Genomic DNA, 16221 nt, shown 5'->3' with positions numbered 1-16221 from the left:
GGTTTCAGTATTAATTTATGTTTAAAAAATTAGCTTTTATTAGGCTCTAAAATCATGGTGATTCGTTCTTCTAAATCCTGTAAATGATATTTGCTCATACGATCTCGTGTTCTATTAACAGCAGATCTTACGTTGCTCCTTAATGCTTTAAGTTCAGCTCTTACAACTGGTCGAATATCACTTTGACTAACATCTACATTGGTTCGTTTTACAAAACGTCTAAATGCAGCAGGTATTTGGCTTTGTTCATTTGTCATCAAATATTCCAGGCGTTCAACGTATGCTCTTTGAAGATTTCTTCTGTACACATCAATCGTTTTGCCTCTGGAGAGTTCACTAAACAATCCTTTTCTTAAATCAGTCATCATTTCGGGATAGGTATAAGCATCGTCTCCATTGATGGTTTCATTTTCAATCAAACGTGCCATTCTTCCAAAGTCCAGCATGTTATTAAGCGTTCTGGTTTGAAAACTTCTGATTCGTTCAACACTTCCCGCCGCTTCAATTTTATCAAAAATCGTATTGTCGATCAACCACCCTGGTGTATCAAACAACTGCTCTTGTAAAAAATTCATGGCAGCTTCTTGTTTTTCTTTAGGTACGTGCGTATAAACCGCGCCTTCTTGATCGTAGGTTTTATTGTATTGGTATACTCCGCCAATATTACTGGCGACATGTCCCATATATCTATTGTATTGAGAAAGTACCTGACCGTACATGGTTTCTAAATCCTCATAATCCTTACCATCTTCTTTGGTCCATTCGATGAGGTTTGGTACAATACGCTTAAGATTGGCAATTCCATACGTACTCGCTAAAACACTATCATCTCCTAAATCCTCGGTTTGAGAACTTGGGTCAATAACGCCAAACTGCTGTCCACCAAATCTATACATTGGATCATCTTGTTTTTCAAGAATCCAGCTATCGAGAATTGGCTTTTCTTCTTTTCCTTCTTTGTCTAAAATAGGTTTGTAGCCCCACATAATGGCATACTTATCATAGGGTCCAATATTTGGCATTAGTGCTACATCGCCATCTCCCGGTTGAGCTACATAATTAAAACGTGCATAATCCATGATGGATGGAGCCGTACCATATTCTTTGGTAAACTCAGGATCGCGCAATTTCTCAACGGGATAAGCAACGCTGCTGCCCATGTTGTGAGGCAGACCTAAAGTATGACCAACTTCGTGCGCAGATACAAAACGAATTAATCGGCCCATCACTTCATCTTTAAACGCCACACCTCGCGCATCTGGATTAATGGCTGCTGTCTGTACAAAAAACCAGTTTCTTAATAAAGTCATTACATTGTGATACCAGTTTATATCACTTTCCAGAATTTCACCACTTCGGGGATCACTCACATGTGGTCCATTAGCATTAGGAATAGGTGATGCCAAGTAACGTACTACGCTATAGCGCACATCTTCGGGGCTCCAATCTGGATCCTCTTCAATCGTTGGAGGGTCCTTTGCAATAATGGCATTTTTAAAGCCGGCTGCTTCAAAAGCAACTTGCCAATCTTCTATTCCTTGTTTAATATAAGGACGCCATTTTTCGGGCGTAGCCCTGTCAATATAATAAACAATAGGTTTTTTGGGCTCAACGAGTTCACCTCGTTTAAATTTTTCAATGTCTTCATCTTTTACCTCTAATCTCCAGCGATCAAGGTAAACAACAGTTTTGCTTTTTTGATCTTCCAGGCCATAATCGGTTTGGCCGCGGGCGAACCATCCTACACGTTGATCAAAATACCTGCGTTTCATAGGTTCCTTAGGCAATAGAATCATAGAATTACTCATCATCACAGAGATTGATCCCGTAGCCGAATTACTCGGAGGGCTGCCGGCATTGTAGGTTTTTACATGGCGCACTTCAATATTTTCAGGATAACTGCGAATGGTATCAATGTAGCTACGCTTTTTATCAAGACGAGAAACTTTATAGCCTTTGCGTCTAAAATCTGGCATGCCCAGTGGTTTGACATCTTCAGTAAATAACTCAGTGGCATCAATAACGATGTTTCGGGAATTATTGACGGTATCCTTTTTATAGGCCTTTACATCAAATGCATATAAAATAGGTTCAAAGTTGCTGTTTTTTACAGCCTCTGAAACCGGCAAAGAATCTGCTGCATAAATTTGATGGGACACTACTCTAAGCAACAGCTTTTTGTCTTTTTGATCCCACCTCAATACAGAAGTGTTCTGCTTGCCACCTCCAAAACCAAGGTTAGCCGCAGTTTTAGCGATGCGGGTTACCATTAGCATCTCGCGACCAATTAGGGTATCCGGAATTTCGAAAAAGTATTTTTCGTCCAGTTTATGCACCATAAATAATCCGCTATCTGATTTTGCTTTCTTAGTGATGACTTTGCTATAGGGTTGGATGCCGCCTTTTTTAGAAGACGATTTAGTTGAAGCCATACTGGATGGCTTCTTTCCTTTGTTAGGCTGAAATACACCACAGCTGGAAATGGAAATCGCCATCATAAGCAGTAATGCGTACTTAAAAGAATGTTTTATCATGTGTAAAATTTTGAAGGCAGAAGATACAAAAAATGAAATATGCTTTATAACTGCCAGAAGCTTTTTTGAGATCACTAGACTATTTCAGGTTTTTAATCAGTGAAAGGGTAGTCTCATAAATAGAAGTTTGTTGACTTTTTGCCATTAACCATCCATAAAAGCTAATCAGAATCAAATCGGCTGTTTGAGTATTATAATTACTGAATCCAGTCTTTACCTTATGTTTAAAACGATCTTCTTGAAGGAGCTCTGGATGATGGTTCATTTGTTGAATGAGCGAAATAAAGGTACGAAGAAGATCATTTTGTTCTAACGTTTTCTTGTAGGTACGTAGAAACCTTCGCAGCAAGGAATGAGCCAATTCAAAATGATCTAATTCTACCTGAAGAATAAGTTCAATGAGATCTTTCTTGATTACCCATTCGCGATCGTACTTCTTTAAGTACCAGCTATTCGTATGTTTCAACAGATGAAATGCTTTGAACGCGGTTTTAAATTCGGCTTGCTGAATATAGATCGTGCACACCACTAAAATAAGATCAGGATTATGTATCGATCTATCTAACTCATGGGGTGTGATAAGCTTAAGAGCTTCAGTGTGATTTCCTGTGAAATTAAGGTGCAGGGATTTGATCAGAACAAAATTTTGATAAGCACCAGATGTTGGGTTCAATCTTTCTTGTTGTAGATGGGTTTCATATCGCTTTAATACTTCTGCGCAGGCTTCAAAATTTAAATTTCTCAAATGTGCGTTGGCTAAAAAATAATCGATCGCTAGACGATACAGCTGGTGCTGTTTAGGATGGTTTGCAACTCGTTCAACTTGATAATATAGTCGATTTAGATATGGCAGCGCTTCCGCGAAAGCGTACTCCAGATTGGCAGCAGTATGAATGATGTCAAGAAGTTGATACAGCGACTTAAAACTCAAGTCAGTTGTGCCTGCCAGGTTGAATTTAGTCAAAGTTACTTCTAGCAGCGATCTGTAGGATATCATTTTTTGAAGCGTTGCTTGTTTAATTTCATGTTTTAAAAAGGCACAGGCCATATTGACGCGCTCTTGTTGTTCCAGTTTTTTTTGATTGTGCTTAAATGCATCAAAAAGCTGTTCCAGATGTATATCATGGTGAAGATGTGCATATTGGATGTGAGTATGGAGTGCCTCCTGGATGATACTAAAAAATTCTAATGGTCTGGAAAACTCAATGGTCTTTTGCAGCAGTTTTTGACCGGTTTTGGGTTCTTCTCTTAAGTATGCTTCACGTGCCGCTGTAAGGTAACGCAGTGCTTTATATTTTGAAGAAGCCTCTTGCGATAAACTTTTTTGCGCAATAAAATCGATTAGATTGTCTTTGAGTCGTTTGTGTAACGCATGATAGGCATTCGCCGAAGGTTTTCCATACAGAACGACATCCAACCGCTCATCCTGCTCCCGCTGAAGCAACTCAAATAACTGAATATTCTTAGCATCCTTGCGCTTATTTTGTGCGTTGAGAAATAGGTTAAACTGTCTTTTCTCTTTAGCCGAAAGAATATTTATCAAAGAAGTTGTCATTTTATATCGTAAGTAATTTTACTCAAATGTATTATAATTGTTCATTTACTAGTATAAATAATAAAATTATATCGTAAGGTATTAGAAAATTTTTGTTTTCAGCAATAAAGGTTTTGATAGACATTTGACCCCATAATCAAAACAACAATACATGGAAACGCAACAAGAATTGAATCCAAAAAAAGAAAACAAAAGAGAAACGCCAGAAGTTTTTGAAAACAAACCTACCGGCGCGTTTATTTCAGCAGCATGGGCAGCATTATTTGTGGGGATGATCTCCTATTGCATCGGGTTATGGAATGCCGATATGCTGCTCAATGAAAAAGGGTATTATTTTACGATTCTACTGTTCGGACTGTTTTCGGTTGTCTCTGTACAAAAAAGTGTACGGGATAAACTGGAAGGTATCCCGGTTACAGACATCTATTATGGCATTAGCTGGTTTGTGACCATTGTATCAATTTTACTGCTTATTATTGGGCTGTGGAACGCAGATCTGCTGCTGAGTGAAAAAGGCTTTTATGGGATGTCATTTGCACTGGCGTTATTTGCTGCGGTAGCAGTTCAAAAGAATACCAGAGATGTCAAGTTCTTTGAACAGCAGAAAAAAAATAAGTAAAACAACAGGCTGGCTCCAATTTTGGAGCCAGCCTGTTGTTTTGATTGAACCCGACTTGTCTTTGAGATGAGTTGGGTTTTTAAATTTTACCAAATCTTCGAAAAGCAGCAATGAATTGATAATATAGATATCCGATGATTACTCTTGAAAAAAAACTTAACAAATAAATAGAATTTACGTCTTCTTCTCCTTTGGGAATCAAATCAGAAACCCTGTGAACAGGATTGAGTAAAACTATGAAGTATTTGAAATTGATTATTAATGCAGAATACCACTTTTTATTATTAGGGTCAAATTGTAGATGATCGAATGAAAGAAGTAATAAAAAATATAATAATCCTGAGACGCCTATAATCCAACATAACGCTTTAATTGGCGAAATGCCATGATCACTACTCCATTTATTCAGTTTAAGAGGAATGACATCTTGAAAGAACCTTAATCCTTTCATTTTTTCAAGATATCTATATGCTAAACTTTTCATTTTTTGAGCTTCATAAATGTCTCCGGTTTTTTCAAGAGATTTTTTTAAACTCAAAAAGGTATGATATTGGTCGCGATAAAAAATATTCTTGTCAACTATTCCAAAGTCTATATGTTCAAGGCTATTGAAATTATTATAGTTCAGAATATTACTAGGGAATTTACAAGAAAAAAATTTGGCTTCTGACACTGTTGATTTATAGAAACTAATGAGACTGAAATTTTTAAAATTAATATTATTGAAAAGAGCACTTTCTAGATCGGAGTTTGAAAAACTGATTTCTGATTTACTTGAGTTTTTAGCACTAATATTCGAAAGTTTAAGTTCCTGAGGAGAAACCAGATTATTAATTTTAAATAAGCTGGCATGAATATTACTCACATTAATTCTCGATTTTATTAGATTAGATATTACTAATCGCTCTAAATAAATTTTATTTATATTAATTAATGGTGACTTAATTTTATAATCCCTTATTTCTAAGTTTATTCGAGTTTTTAATAAATCTGATTGACTTAATTTAATTTTATATTCTTTAGAACCTACAAGAGGATCATATTCTAATTTCAATGATTTTTTAGGCGGAGGAATAAATAATGACGTGCTCTGAGCAATAATTTTTTTTGCTCCAAAAATATTAAAACTTGTAGGGAATGATAGGAGATCGGGAATTAGTTTATTTTTCTTCAAATAATACATTAAAGATTTCCAATCTTTTAATTTAATATCATTAGGATTATAATTAATACTTACTAGATAGAACCCAATTAGTTCGTAATTCCCAAAGCTATTTTTGATATTGATATTTGTTTTAGATTTCGATCTTATTCGCGAGTGTTCAATAAATGAATTGGTGATTATGAGTTTTACGCTTTCATTTGTCTCTAAAAAGCTCAAACTTTCAACGTAACAATTCCTTATTGAAATTAATGTTTCGCTTTTAAAATCTTCTGAGATACTGAAAGATAATTTTTTTTAAAAAAAGCAATTCTCAATTTTTATGTGATTATGACCTACATATTTTTTATTTGGAAAAGAGGACTGTTCAACATTTATCCGTACAAAATCATTTATAACACTGCCCTTTTTAATTTTGTCCTTAAACCCATTAAAGATAATCATTTACTTTCTATTTTGCGGTAAAATACAAAAAGACCCACCAAACCAATGATGAGTCTTAATTTTTCATTATAATATATAAAGCTATTTACTTAAGCTCACAGCTCACAGCTACCCACTAATCACCACCATCAACTCATCTTCTTCTTTTAATACTTTAGCAAGGCCATGTTTGGTTAAGCCTTTAATGCTTTTATCCCATTTCTTATTGCTTAGTCCGGATTGTGCCTTGAGCGCCGTCAGCGAAATTTCCTCATCTTTCTTAAGAATATCATAGACCGTTTTTTCTTCTTCGGTCAGTTCAATCTGCTTGCGTTCTGGCTTCATTTGTGGGAAAAACAGTACCTCTTGGATAGATTGCTGGTTAGTCAAAAACATAATGAGTCGATCCATACCTATTCCCATTCCGCTGGTAGGAGGCATACCGTATTCCAGTGCGCGTAAAAAATCATGATCTATGTACATGGCTTCATCATCGCCACGATCTGCTAACGCAATCTGCGCTTCAAAGCGTTCGCGTTGATCGATAGGATCATTCAACTCAGAGTAGGCGTTGGCAACTTCTTTACCACACACCATAAGTTCAAAACGCTCTGTTAGCTCTGGATTATCCCGGTGCTCCTTTGTCAATGGACTCATCTCTTTAGGATAGTCTTTAATAAAGGTAGGTTGGATGTAATTGCCTTCACATTTCTCACCAAAGATCTCATCGATCAATTTACCTTTTCCCATGGACTTATCTACTTCAATGCCCATATCCTTTGCCGCTGCACGAAGCTCATCTTCAGACTTTCCGGTGATGTCAAATCCGGTAAATTCTTTGATGCTATCGGTCATGGTCACTCTGGGATAGGGTGCCTTAAAATCGATGTCATGTTGACCAAACTTGGCTTTGGTCGTTCCGTTAACGGCTTCGGCACAGTGCTCCACCAATTTTTCGGTAAAATCCATCATCCAGTTGTAATCCTTGTAGGCGACATAGATTTCCATCGCAGTAAACTCAGGATTATGGGTGCGGTCCATGCCTTCGTTTCTAAAGTTTTTTGAAAATTCGTACACGCCTTCAAATCCACCTACAATAAGTCGTTTCAAATACAATTCATTCGCAATTCGCATATACAGCGGAATATCCAACGAATTATGATGCGTGACAAATGGACGCGCTGCTGCTCCACCCGGGATGGGCTGTAATATGGGAGTTTCTACCTCAAAATAGTCGCGATCGTTAAAAAAGTTCCGCATGGCATTGAAGAGCTTAGTGCGCTTTTCAAAAATTTCTTTGATATGTGGATTTACAACAAGATCAGCATAGCGTTGTCTGTAACGCATTTCGGGATCGTTGAACTCGTCGTAGGTATTACCTTCTGCATCTGTTTTAGGCAAAGGGAGCGGTTTTAACGCCTTACTCAACAGCGTAAATACTTTGACCTTAACTGTTTTTTCTCCTACTTGAGTAGTAAATAATTCACCTTTGATTCCTATAAAGTCACCTATATCCAGCAATTTTTTGTAAACCTCATTGTAAGCAGTTTTATCATCATTGGGGCATATTTCATCTCTGTTGAAATAGACCTGTATACGACCGGCTGCATCTTGTAATTCAGCAAAAGAAGCTTTTCCCTGGATTCGTCTTGACATCAATCTGCCCGCTATCGTGACCTGCTTGCCTTCTTCAAAATTCTGTTTTATCGTGTTAGTTGAGTGATCAACCTCAAAAAGATCTGCGGGATAAGGATTTATCCCTAAACTTCTTAATTTTTCTAGTTTTTCTCTTCGAATTATTTCTTGTTCAGACAATTGCATGCGGGTTTATTTAGGCGGGCAAAGATAAACAAGCCATCTCTATGAATCAACTCATGTAACAAATAGAATTTGATACTACTAATCTGTATATATCTTCATTTATATTCACAATATGAGTTTTTTTAGAGCCTTATTTGCTTTACTCTTTCCGCCCTTATCAGTGCTGGACAAAGGTTGTGGTTCTTTTTTAATTGTAGTACTTTTGACCTTATGTGGATGGGTGCCAGGAGTTATTGCAGCACTCATCATTGTGAATAATCCAAACAGTTAATTATGAAGATATTTTTATATGCTTGTCTAGTATTGTTTTTTGTTTCGTGCCAATTTGAAGAAACGCTTACCATTAATGAAGATGGCACAGGCCAAGCAAATATTATGTTTAATGGGAACGAAATGATGCAGGCTATGGGAGAGTTTGCTCAAATGGGTGACAGTATATCTGGCGAAAAAAAGGAAAAAGCAGTTGACTCTACAATCTATTTTAAGGACGTTTTAAAGGAGAAAGCTGATAGTATTTCTAAGCTTTCTAAAGAAGAGCAAAAAAAATTAAAGCGATTGAAAAACGTAAGTATCAATTACGTGGTGGATGAATCTAATGGAAAGTTCAAGCTTGATATGAAGTTTCCTTTTAAAAGAGTAAAAGAGTTAAGTGATTTTTATGAGCTCTTTGATCTTATGGATGACTACGGACCAGATACTGGTGCTTCAAAACAAGCTAATAAAGAAGAGGATCCTAGTCCTTATGACTTTACTGAAACAAGCTATACCTATAAACCTGCTTACTTTGAGCGTTCTACTACAGTAATTAATCAGGAAGAGTATGACAAAATCGTAAAAAAAACGCAAACTGCCCTTACGATGTTTGAGGGATCAACGTATACCTATAAAATAAATTTTCCTAAAAAAGTAAAATCAGTCTCGCATCCAAAAGCGTTGTTAGGTCAAGATCTCAAAAGTGTTGTTATTAATCTTTCAATGGCAGACTTATTTTCGTCACCTCATGCAATGGACCTAAAAGTTGAATTTCAAGACGAATGAACAAAACGATACGGCTAGAGGATCTAGGATTATTAGATTATAAAAAGGCCTGGGAATATCAAGAAAAACTGTTCAAAAACATTCTTGACACAAAGATAAAAAACAGGAGAGAAAATGTAGGACTTGAAACTCAAAATCATTTTTTATTCGTAGAACATCCGCATGTTTTTACCTTGGGTAAAAGCGGTGATTTGGATAATTTACTGGTGAGTAAGGAACAGCTGGCTCAAAAAAATGCTTCTTTTTACAAAATAAATCGTGGAGGAGATATTACCTATCACGGTCCCGGTCAAATTGTTGGATATCCTATTCTGGATTTGGAAAACTTCTTTACAGACATTCATAAATACCTGCGACTATTAGAAGAGATGGTTATTCTCACCCTTGCAGAATATGATGTAAAAGCAGAGCGCAGTAAAGGAGAAACCGGCGTATGGCTGGATGTTGGTACTCCATTTGCTCGTAAAATATGTGCTATGGGTGTACGAGCAAGCCGATGGGTAACTATGCATGGATTTGCACTCAATGTTAATGCAGATTTAGGCTACTTTGATCTCATGATTCCCTGCGGAATTAAAGATAAAAATGTAACTAGTCTTAATGTAGAATTGGGTCAAGCTAAAGTTTCTATGCAAGAAGTAAAAGACAAGCTTCTTAAACACTTTTTAGGGCTTTTTGAAGCCGAAGTTTATTCCTAATCAATTATTATAGTCGATAGACTAATATTCGATTTCCCTCTCCCTTTACCACAAATTCTAATGCACCACTGCGATCCATATTATTAAGATCGATTTGACTGGAGCCATACACAGGAAAATGAGGTAATAATTTTGCGTTGCTGTCAAAAAGAAAGACTTGATTTGATTCCAAATTCGTCAGCGCGATATACAGCTTATCATCCAGGTAAAAAATTTCTGGAGCACTATATCTACCATAATCCAGATCGACAAGATTTTGCTTTATTTTTAATTTGTTACTGGCATTTATCGCAATGGTCTTTGCAGTAGCGTCAAGCTTAGCGTTATCTTTTATTCCTGTAGCAGATTTTTTTACATTTCCCTTATCGGTAATTTGAATTAGTTCTCCTTGTTCATTTATACTGGTGAACATACCGGTATAGAGAAACCATGGATTGATGGAAGCCACCTTATCCTTAACATCAATTCTAGATTGTCCCCTACGATTTAATATATGAAGCGTTCCGTTTTCTTCAGAGATGAGAATATAATCCTTTGATCCTTTTCTATTGTGAACAGGTGCCTGTGTGATAGGTGAAGGTGTTGATGAAAACTCAAAACCCTTTACTTGTTTGGCTTCTGTATTGTACAAAGCAACGTTTTTCCCCGTGGTAATTGCGAATCGGTAATTTCGGTTTTGGTCATAGTCAAATATGGCTAGGGGCTGAGTGATGGTCTCGTTAAAGGTTAAAGGGAATGGGGCAACTTCTTTTCCGTTTCTATCTATTACATAAAATCCATTGGCGGTCGTAAAGGCAAGTTGTAGCTTTTTATTTTTAAAAAGATCAACAGCCTGTACTTCTCCTAAAATTGCAGCGTCTAATTTCTTTTTCCAGTATACCTTGCCTTTATTAGATATTAAATAAAGGGTATGATCTTCATCTTGTACTGCGATGTCAAGTTGATTAGTAAGGTGATTTCTAAAAAACTGTGGTTTTGATGCCGCAGGAGCATCTAGCGTGATGCTTAAAAGCTGTGCAATAGGTTGGGATTCAACGTGTTGTTGACTTTTCTTAATAAGGATGTTTACATGAGCAAAATCTGTATCGTGCGTAAGTTGAATGGCCGAAAAGCGATGAGAATTAAAATTTAGTTTTGAAGCTTTTGTTTGATCCTTCTTCGGAAGAGCTTCCGCTAGCCGCGAAACAAATACATCATGATTTATAAGGTAGTAAAGGTGGGACTGATCACTCATATCTTCCGAAAACGATGTGTAATAGGGTGAATTTTCTAAGACCGTTTTATTCTGAAAATTAGCAATAATATCTTCCAGCGTTTCGGCATCTTCCGCAAAAACAAAAAAGGAATCTAAAACCGTATAAAATTTTGCACTCACGGTAGGGAATAAACTCCCAAAACGATCTTTAAAAAAATTCTTTTTCTCAAAATGATAGATAATATTTTCTCTGTATGTTTTTGCCTGTTCTTTTTGATCTAAAAAAGAATGGTCTGTAAGTTCTGGATCCGTTGAGCGTATCACGATGACCTCTTTTTTATCCATATAAAGAATACCTACCTCTCCTGTGGCAGCGATGGATTTAAAATCCAAAGAGCTGTTAGGATCATTTTTTTGTAACAGCAAAAGGTCATTATAGGTAAATCCATAAAGTGCTGCTGTGTTTATAGGAGCAATTGATGCAAGTTGGCTAATCCCGGGAGTTACCTCTCTAAACATGGGTTGTAATCGAATGACAGAGTCATTCGCAATGCTTATCCCATTTAGTCGTAACATGGAGTTTGAGGCGTCAACGTCAAGTGCTACCCAATCTGAAAATCCTGAGAGCGATGAAAATACCCCTGATTTAAAATACTCATTAAATAATGAAGGAACCTTTGATTGATTGAAGTAAAAAGTGGTGTTATTTCCTGCACCAGATTTGTAGACACGTTCAAACGCAGGATCAGGTTTTTTTGTGTCCTTATAAGAACGTATAATATTCTCTAAAATAAGTTTAGAGTCACTATAAACGAACGTTTTATTGAGATTAGATCGATAAATTTCCTTTTTATTGAAGTTGTATATCTCTATATTCTCCTCATTGTACGTGATATCTCCTGCTTTGATAAAGCGTGTAGAATCCATCACTACTTCATTCTTTGAAATGAGCGTAAGACCGATATCATCACGATTAATTTGTGTGACGCTAACTAAAATAGGCTCTTTAGGCTGTAAAACGGTTAGGTAATCGACTTTTGAAGCTACTCCCTTGAACAACGAAAAATCTTTAAATAATGAAATAAATTCATTTGAATCAATATGTTCTTTAAATACAGAAAAGTCTTCAATCGAAGCAACTAAAGCAGAATTTGCCGGAATATATTGAATCAGTGGAGAATCCTCCTGTATATCTTCCTGGCAAGAAAACAGTACCAAAACAAAAAAAATAAAAACATACTTTTTCATAGCAATGTTCTAATAGGTCAAAAATACTAGAACATAAAGAACGTAAAACAAGGATGATATTTTTGCTTTCCAATAGTTATAAACAGCACATGGAAGCTACTATTTAAGTGGAAGTATTAATTGTTCTGGTAAAAGTTTAAAACTTTTTCGATGAAACTTGGTAGTGCCATATTCTCGTATCGCAGCCCTGTGAGCCTTTGAAGGATAGCCCTTATTTTTACTCCAAGAGTATTCTGGAAACTCTTGATCAATCTCTTTCATAAAATCATCCCGGTACGTTTTAGCCAATATTGAAGCGGCTGCGATGTGTAGATATTTGCCATCCCCCTTTATAACAGTTTGATGAGGAATATTGGGATAGGGTCTAAATTTATTTCCATCTACCGCGATAAATTCTGGGGTCATAGAAAGCTGTTCAATGGATCGATGCATGGCAGTAATGGATGCCTGCAGGATGTTGATCCTGTCTATTTCTTCCATGAAAACATGACTTACTGCAAATGACAAGGCTTCTTTTTCTATGATGGATCTTAATTCTTCACGTTTTCGTTCAGTAAGTTGCTTGCTATCATTGAGTAAAGGATGTTTAAAGCCGTTGGGTAAAATAACTGCCGCCGCAGTAACGGGTCCTGCTAGGCAACCTCTTCCGGCTTCATCTGTGCCGCATTCTAAGAAAGATGGATTAATTTTTGATAGAAGCATACTCGTTCAAAAATAAGCAATAAGCAGTAAGCAGATAAAACAAGCCAGAATAAAATAAGTTATTCTGATTACAGATCAACCTAAAGAGGGATTTGTAGTTAGCTTTAAAAACTTATTTTTGCTTTCAATTACGTTACACATGAAGAAAACCCTGTATTTAATTTTAATGCTTGTTTACTCATTTCAGGGGTTTTCTCAGGAGCGTCCTTTACAACAGTCTAAAGAGCTTCCTCAACGTACAGATGCTCCAACTAACTCTCAACAGCCAAATAATCCTAATCAGGATAATAATGAAAAGGGAAGGAAAACACTTGAGCCACGACCGATCTCAGAGTACAAAATCATCTCCGTCAAAAATGATACAACCCATGTGGATACCGCGTTAACTATTGTAAAGGACTACGAGTTTAATTACCTTAGAAAAGATGACCTACATCTTCTTCCCTTTACCAACGTTGGTCAAACCTATGTCACCTTGTCTCATACATTCAATACGACCAGTCTTATGCCTTTATTTGGAGCGAGAGCAAGGCATTTTAATTATTATGAAGTAGAAGATATCAACTATTACCATGTTCCAACTCCGGTAACTGAACTGTACTTTAGAACTGTGTTTGAACAAGGACAAAATCTGGAAGCCTTTTTCACAACAAATATTTCACCACAAGTAAATATCTTCATTGGATATAAAGGATTGCGCTCATTGGGTAAGTACCAGCACATTTTAACCAGCACGGGTAATTTTCAAGTAGGTTTTAGTGTGGATACAAAAAACGATCGTTATCATGTAAAAACTCATTTTACGGCTCAGGATTTATTGAATCAGGAGAATGGTGGGCTTTCTCCCCAGGGAGTTATCAATTATTTAGGTGATGATGAAGAATTTGATGATCGATCAGCACTGGATGTAAATTTTGAAGATGCAGAAAATATTTTGGATGGTAGACGCTTCTACCTCAATCAAAGCTATGATATTATAAAAAAGAATGATTCTATTCAAAACAATCAAATCACCTTAGGTCATGTAATAGACTTTACAGATAAGGAATATAGGTATGAACAAAGCAGTGCAAATGAAATTTTTGGAGAAGCATTTGAAACGACCAATCTAAGAGATGAAGTAGAATTTCAAGAAGTAAACAATCAACTATCGCTTACTTTTTCTAATGCTGTACTGGGAAGGATTGGGGGTTTGATTGGTCATGCAGACTATAATTATGGCTATCAAAGAGTGCTTATTCAAGAATCGGGGACGATTCCAAACCGTTTGATAGGAGATGTTTTTTATACCGGAGCAACGTATAATAATACAATAGGTAAACTGGCGATTGATGGATTGGCAAAAATAAATGTCTCAGGTGATTTTGATGGAAATCATATTCAGGGCGCAATCAGTTATCCGCTTAGTATAGGTAGTATATCTGCATCAGTATCCACAAATTCAAGGCGCCCCAACTATAATTTCTTATTGTATCAAAGTGACTACGTAGAATACAACTGGTTCAATGACTTCGATAACGTTCAAACGCAGCGGTTGGCTTTTGATTTCAAATCAAAAAAATACGTAGATGCTTCACTAACCTTTACCACGATAAATAATTATACATACTTTGCGGCGAATGGCATAGAAGTAGATCAGGAAGGGTTTGAAAACCCCGTCACTTTTAATATTGCAAAACCCACTCAATACGATGAGCAGGTCAATTACTTAAAGCTCAAGGCGAGTAAAACATTTGAGTACGGAGTGTTAGGTTCATCAAGCGATCTTATTTATCAAAACGTTTCCTCTGATGATGAGGTTTTAAATGTTCCAGATATCGTTGTGCGAAGTTCACTCTATTATAAAGATCATTGGTTTGACAAGGCGCTTTATCTTCAAACAGGTTTCACAGCTAAATACTTTACATCATATAATGGAGACGGATACGATCCGATTTTAGCCGAATTCTACACTCAAAATCAACAAGAAATAGAAGGGTTCCCCATAGTCGACTTCTTTTTTAATGCAAAGATTAAGACCGCCCGTATTTACTTTAAGGTGGAAAATATTCCCTCACTACTATTTGGAAACGATAATTTCGTAGCTCCCGCGCAGCCTTTTCGGGACGATGTTATTCGCTTTGGTCTCCAGTGGAATTACTTTCTATAAGAGATAATACGCTATTTCTTCTGCGTGCTCTCGTCGCTTATTCGCGACTCGACCGGGCTTTCACTACTCGCTACCCCACCTTGTTTTGGGTGAGCTCAAACACGCCGTTCAATCCCTTCCCGGGGGGGCATTGCGAGAAGCGTCAGCTTCAACGCAATCTATTACCTTGGTCTCAGTTCTCAGTATTCAGTCATAATATTCAGTGTTCAGCCTCAGCATCTTCTAAAAAAGTATATTTCCTTAATAACTCAATAACTCAATAACTCAATAACTCAATAACCAATAACCCAATAACTCAATAACTCAATAACCTATAACTTAATAATGAATAACTCAATAACGCTCTCCAACCTCCTAAGCCTTAGCGCGGTAGGACCAGCCTACCAATATAGCATATCAACCTACCAATATACTAACCTACCAACCCATCTGACCAAGTCTAACCCATCTAACCAAGTCTAACCCATCTAACCAAGTCTAACCCATCTAACCAAGTCTAACCCATCTAACCAAGTCTAACCCATCTAACCAAGTCTAACCCATCTAACCAAGTCTAACCCGATATGAACTAACGCACTTCCTCCTCTAAGGGAACTAATCCCTAATCCCCATTCAAAAAAAAGTCATGTTTTTTCAGTGTACATATACAAGTAAATCAATGGTTTGAGAAAAGAATAAAAAAAACTTCATTTTTTTTTGGATAAAGTTTTGGTAGAATGGAAAAGGTTGGTGTATATTTGCACCCGCTTTGAGAGAAACATGTGAGACAAGATGTTTTGAGAAGTTAAAAGTTCATTAAAAGATTACGATGGTTTTAGGGTTAGGGATTCGGTTGAGAATTTCTAATTTGATTGAGGTTCGATTCCTTGAGTAGTAGCGATAGTTAAGTTTCACGTGATACGCTTCTTGATTGAGGTTTATGTGGTGAGATGTATGTTCATTGATATATTGATTGACAGCACAAGAATACCTTTAGTGGTATACTTGGTAAGAAAAAAGAATTAAGACTGATAAAAGTTCATTTGAGATTAAGAGTAGCGATTAAGATTTAATTTGTTGTATTGTTAAAGAGACAAC

Annotated in this window: 11 protein-coding genes; 5 read left to right on the top strand and 6 right to left on the bottom strand. The window is 36.5% G+C overall.

Annotation, left to right across the window (positions count from 1 at the left end):
* Nucleotides 1–29: 29 nt before the first annotated feature.
* Both ABD000_RS07880 and ABD000_RS07875 read right to left on the bottom strand, forming a co-directional pair.
* The gene (locus ABD000_RS07880) at nucleotides 30–2534 is read right to left on the bottom strand and encodes a zinc-dependent metalloprotease (RefSeq protein ID WP_343765687.1); all 2505 of its coding nucleotides are present in this window, start codon (nucleotides 2532–2534) and stop codon (nucleotides 30–32) included.
* 79 nt (nucleotides 2535–2613) lie between these two features.
* Entirely contained in the window at nucleotides 2614–4089 is a 1476-nt protein-coding gene (locus tag ABD000_RS07875) for a hypothetical protein (protein WP_343765685.1), read from the bottom strand.
* A 151-nt stretch (nucleotides 4090–4240) separates the two neighbouring features.
* Between ABD000_RS07875 and yiaA the strand changes: the two genes are divergently transcribed.
* The gene (gene yiaA, locus ABD000_RS07870) at nucleotides 4241–4708 is read left to right on the top strand and encodes an inner membrane protein YiaA (protein ID WP_343765683.1); all 468 of its coding nucleotides are present in this window, start codon (nucleotides 4241–4243) and stop codon (nucleotides 4706–4708) included.
* A 79-nt stretch (nucleotides 4709–4787) separates the two neighbouring features.
* Here yiaA and ABD000_RS07865 read toward each other — a convergent pair whose 3' ends face one another.
* Both ABD000_RS07865 and lysS read right to left on the bottom strand, forming a co-directional pair.
* Nucleotides 4788–5882, bottom strand: coding sequence for a hypothetical protein (locus ABD000_RS07865; RefSeq protein WP_343765681.1), 1095 nt, complete (start codon nucleotides 5880–5882; stop codon nucleotides 4788–4790).
* A 540-nt stretch (nucleotides 5883–6422) separates the two neighbouring features.
* Nucleotides 6423–8114 (bottom strand): lysine--tRNA ligase, encoded by a 1692-nt coding sequence (lysS, locus tag ABD000_RS07860; RefSeq protein ID WP_343765679.1) that lies wholly within the window; start codon nucleotides 8112–8114, stop codon nucleotides 6423–6425.
* A gap of 112 nt (nucleotides 8115–8226) precedes the next feature.
* Here lysS and ABD000_RS07855 point away from each other — a divergent pair, with 112 nt between their 5' ends.
* The 3 genes from ABD000_RS07855 to lipB are packed head-to-tail and all read left to right on the top strand — an operon-like array spanning nucleotide 8227 to nucleotide 9850.
* Nucleotides 8227–8385, top strand: a complete 159-nt coding sequence (locus tag ABD000_RS07855) for a YqaE/Pmp3 family membrane protein (protein ID WP_343765677.1) — start codon at nucleotides 8227–8229, stop codon at nucleotides 8383–8385.
* A 2-nt stretch (nucleotides 8386–8387) separates the two neighbouring features.
* Nucleotides 8388–9152, top strand: coding sequence for a hypothetical protein (locus ABD000_RS07850; protein ID WP_343765675.1), 765 nt, complete (start codon nucleotides 8388–8390; stop codon nucleotides 9150–9152).
* Nucleotides 9149–9850 carry a lipoyl(octanoyl) transferase LipB gene (gene lipB, locus ABD000_RS07845; RefSeq protein WP_343765673.1) on the top strand — a complete coding sequence of 234 codons (702 nt, stop codon included), beginning with the start codon at nucleotides 9149–9151 and terminating at the stop codon, nucleotides 9848–9850. The genes ABD000_RS07850 and lipB overlap by 4 nt, the downstream gene beginning before the upstream one ends.
* Nucleotides 9851–9857: 7 nt before the next feature.
* On the opposite strand, the gene ABD000_RS07840 is transcribed toward lipB, so the two are convergent.
* Together ABD000_RS07840 and ABD000_RS07835 are read right to left on the bottom strand one after the other, a co-directional pair.
* Nucleotides 9858–12293: a hypothetical protein gene (locus ABD000_RS07840; protein WP_343765671.1), complete on the bottom strand. Its 2436-nt coding sequence runs from the start codon at nucleotides 12291–12293 to the stop codon at nucleotides 9858–9860.
* 99 nt (nucleotides 12294–12392) lie between these two features.
* Nucleotides 12393–12995, bottom strand: coding sequence for a ribonuclease HII (locus ABD000_RS07835; protein WP_343765669.1), 603 nt, complete (start codon nucleotides 12993–12995; stop codon nucleotides 12393–12395).
* Between the two features lie 139 nt (nucleotides 12996–13134).
* Between ABD000_RS07835 and ABD000_RS07830 the strand changes: the two genes are divergently transcribed.
* The gene (locus tag ABD000_RS07830; RefSeq protein ID WP_343765665.1) at nucleotides 13135–15144 is read left to right on the top strand and encodes a putative porin; all 2010 of its coding nucleotides are present in this window, start codon (nucleotides 13135–13137) and stop codon (nucleotides 15142–15144) included.
* The last annotated feature ends 1077 nt before the right edge of the window (nucleotides 15145–16221 follow it).

This window comes from Gangjinia marincola, assembly GCF_039523415.1.
Taxonomy (GTDB): Bacteria; Bacteroidota; Bacteroidia; order Flavobacteriales; family Flavobacteriaceae; genus Gangjinia; species Gangjinia marincola.
The sequence above is the reverse complement of the archived record's forward strand: the minus strand, read 5'-3'. Positions and strand labels throughout refer to the sequence as shown.

Coding starts and splice junctions, on each gene's coding strand:
- ABD000_RS07880 (WP_343765687.1), bottom strand. CDS start 2,534: ATGATAAAACATTCTTTTAAGTACGCATTACTGCTTATGATGGCGATT.
- ABD000_RS07875 (WP_343765685.1), bottom strand. CDS start 4,089: ATGACAACTTCTTTGATAAATATTCTTTCGGCTAAAGAGAAAAGACAG.
- yiaA (WP_343765683.1), top strand. CDS start 4,241: ATGGAAACGCAACAAGAATTGAATCCAAAAAAAGAAAACAAAAGAGAA.
- lysS (WP_343765679.1), bottom strand. CDS start 8,114: ATGCAATTGTCTGAACAAGAAATAATTCGAAGAGAAAAACTAGAAAAA.
- ABD000_RS07855 (WP_343765677.1), top strand. CDS start 8,227: ATGAGTTTTTTTAGAGCCTTATTTGCTTTACTCTTTCCGCCCTTATCA.
- ABD000_RS07850 (WP_343765675.1), top strand. CDS start 8,388: ATGAAGATATTTTTATATGCTTGTCTAGTATTGTTTTTTGTTTCGTGC.
- lipB (WP_343765673.1), top strand. CDS start 9,149: ATGAACAAAACGATACGGCTAGAGGATCTAGGATTATTAGATTATAAA.
- ABD000_RS07840 (WP_343765671.1), bottom strand. CDS start 12,293: ATGAAAAAGTATGTTTTTATTTTTTTTGTTTTGGTACTGTTTTCTTGC.
- ABD000_RS07835 (WP_343765669.1), bottom strand. CDS start 12,995: ATGCTTCTATCAAAAATTAATCCATCTTTCTTAGAATGCGGCACAGAT.
- ABD000_RS07830 (WP_343765665.1), top strand. CDS start 13,135: ATGAAGAAAACCCTGTATTTAATTTTAATGCTTGTTTACTCATTTCAG.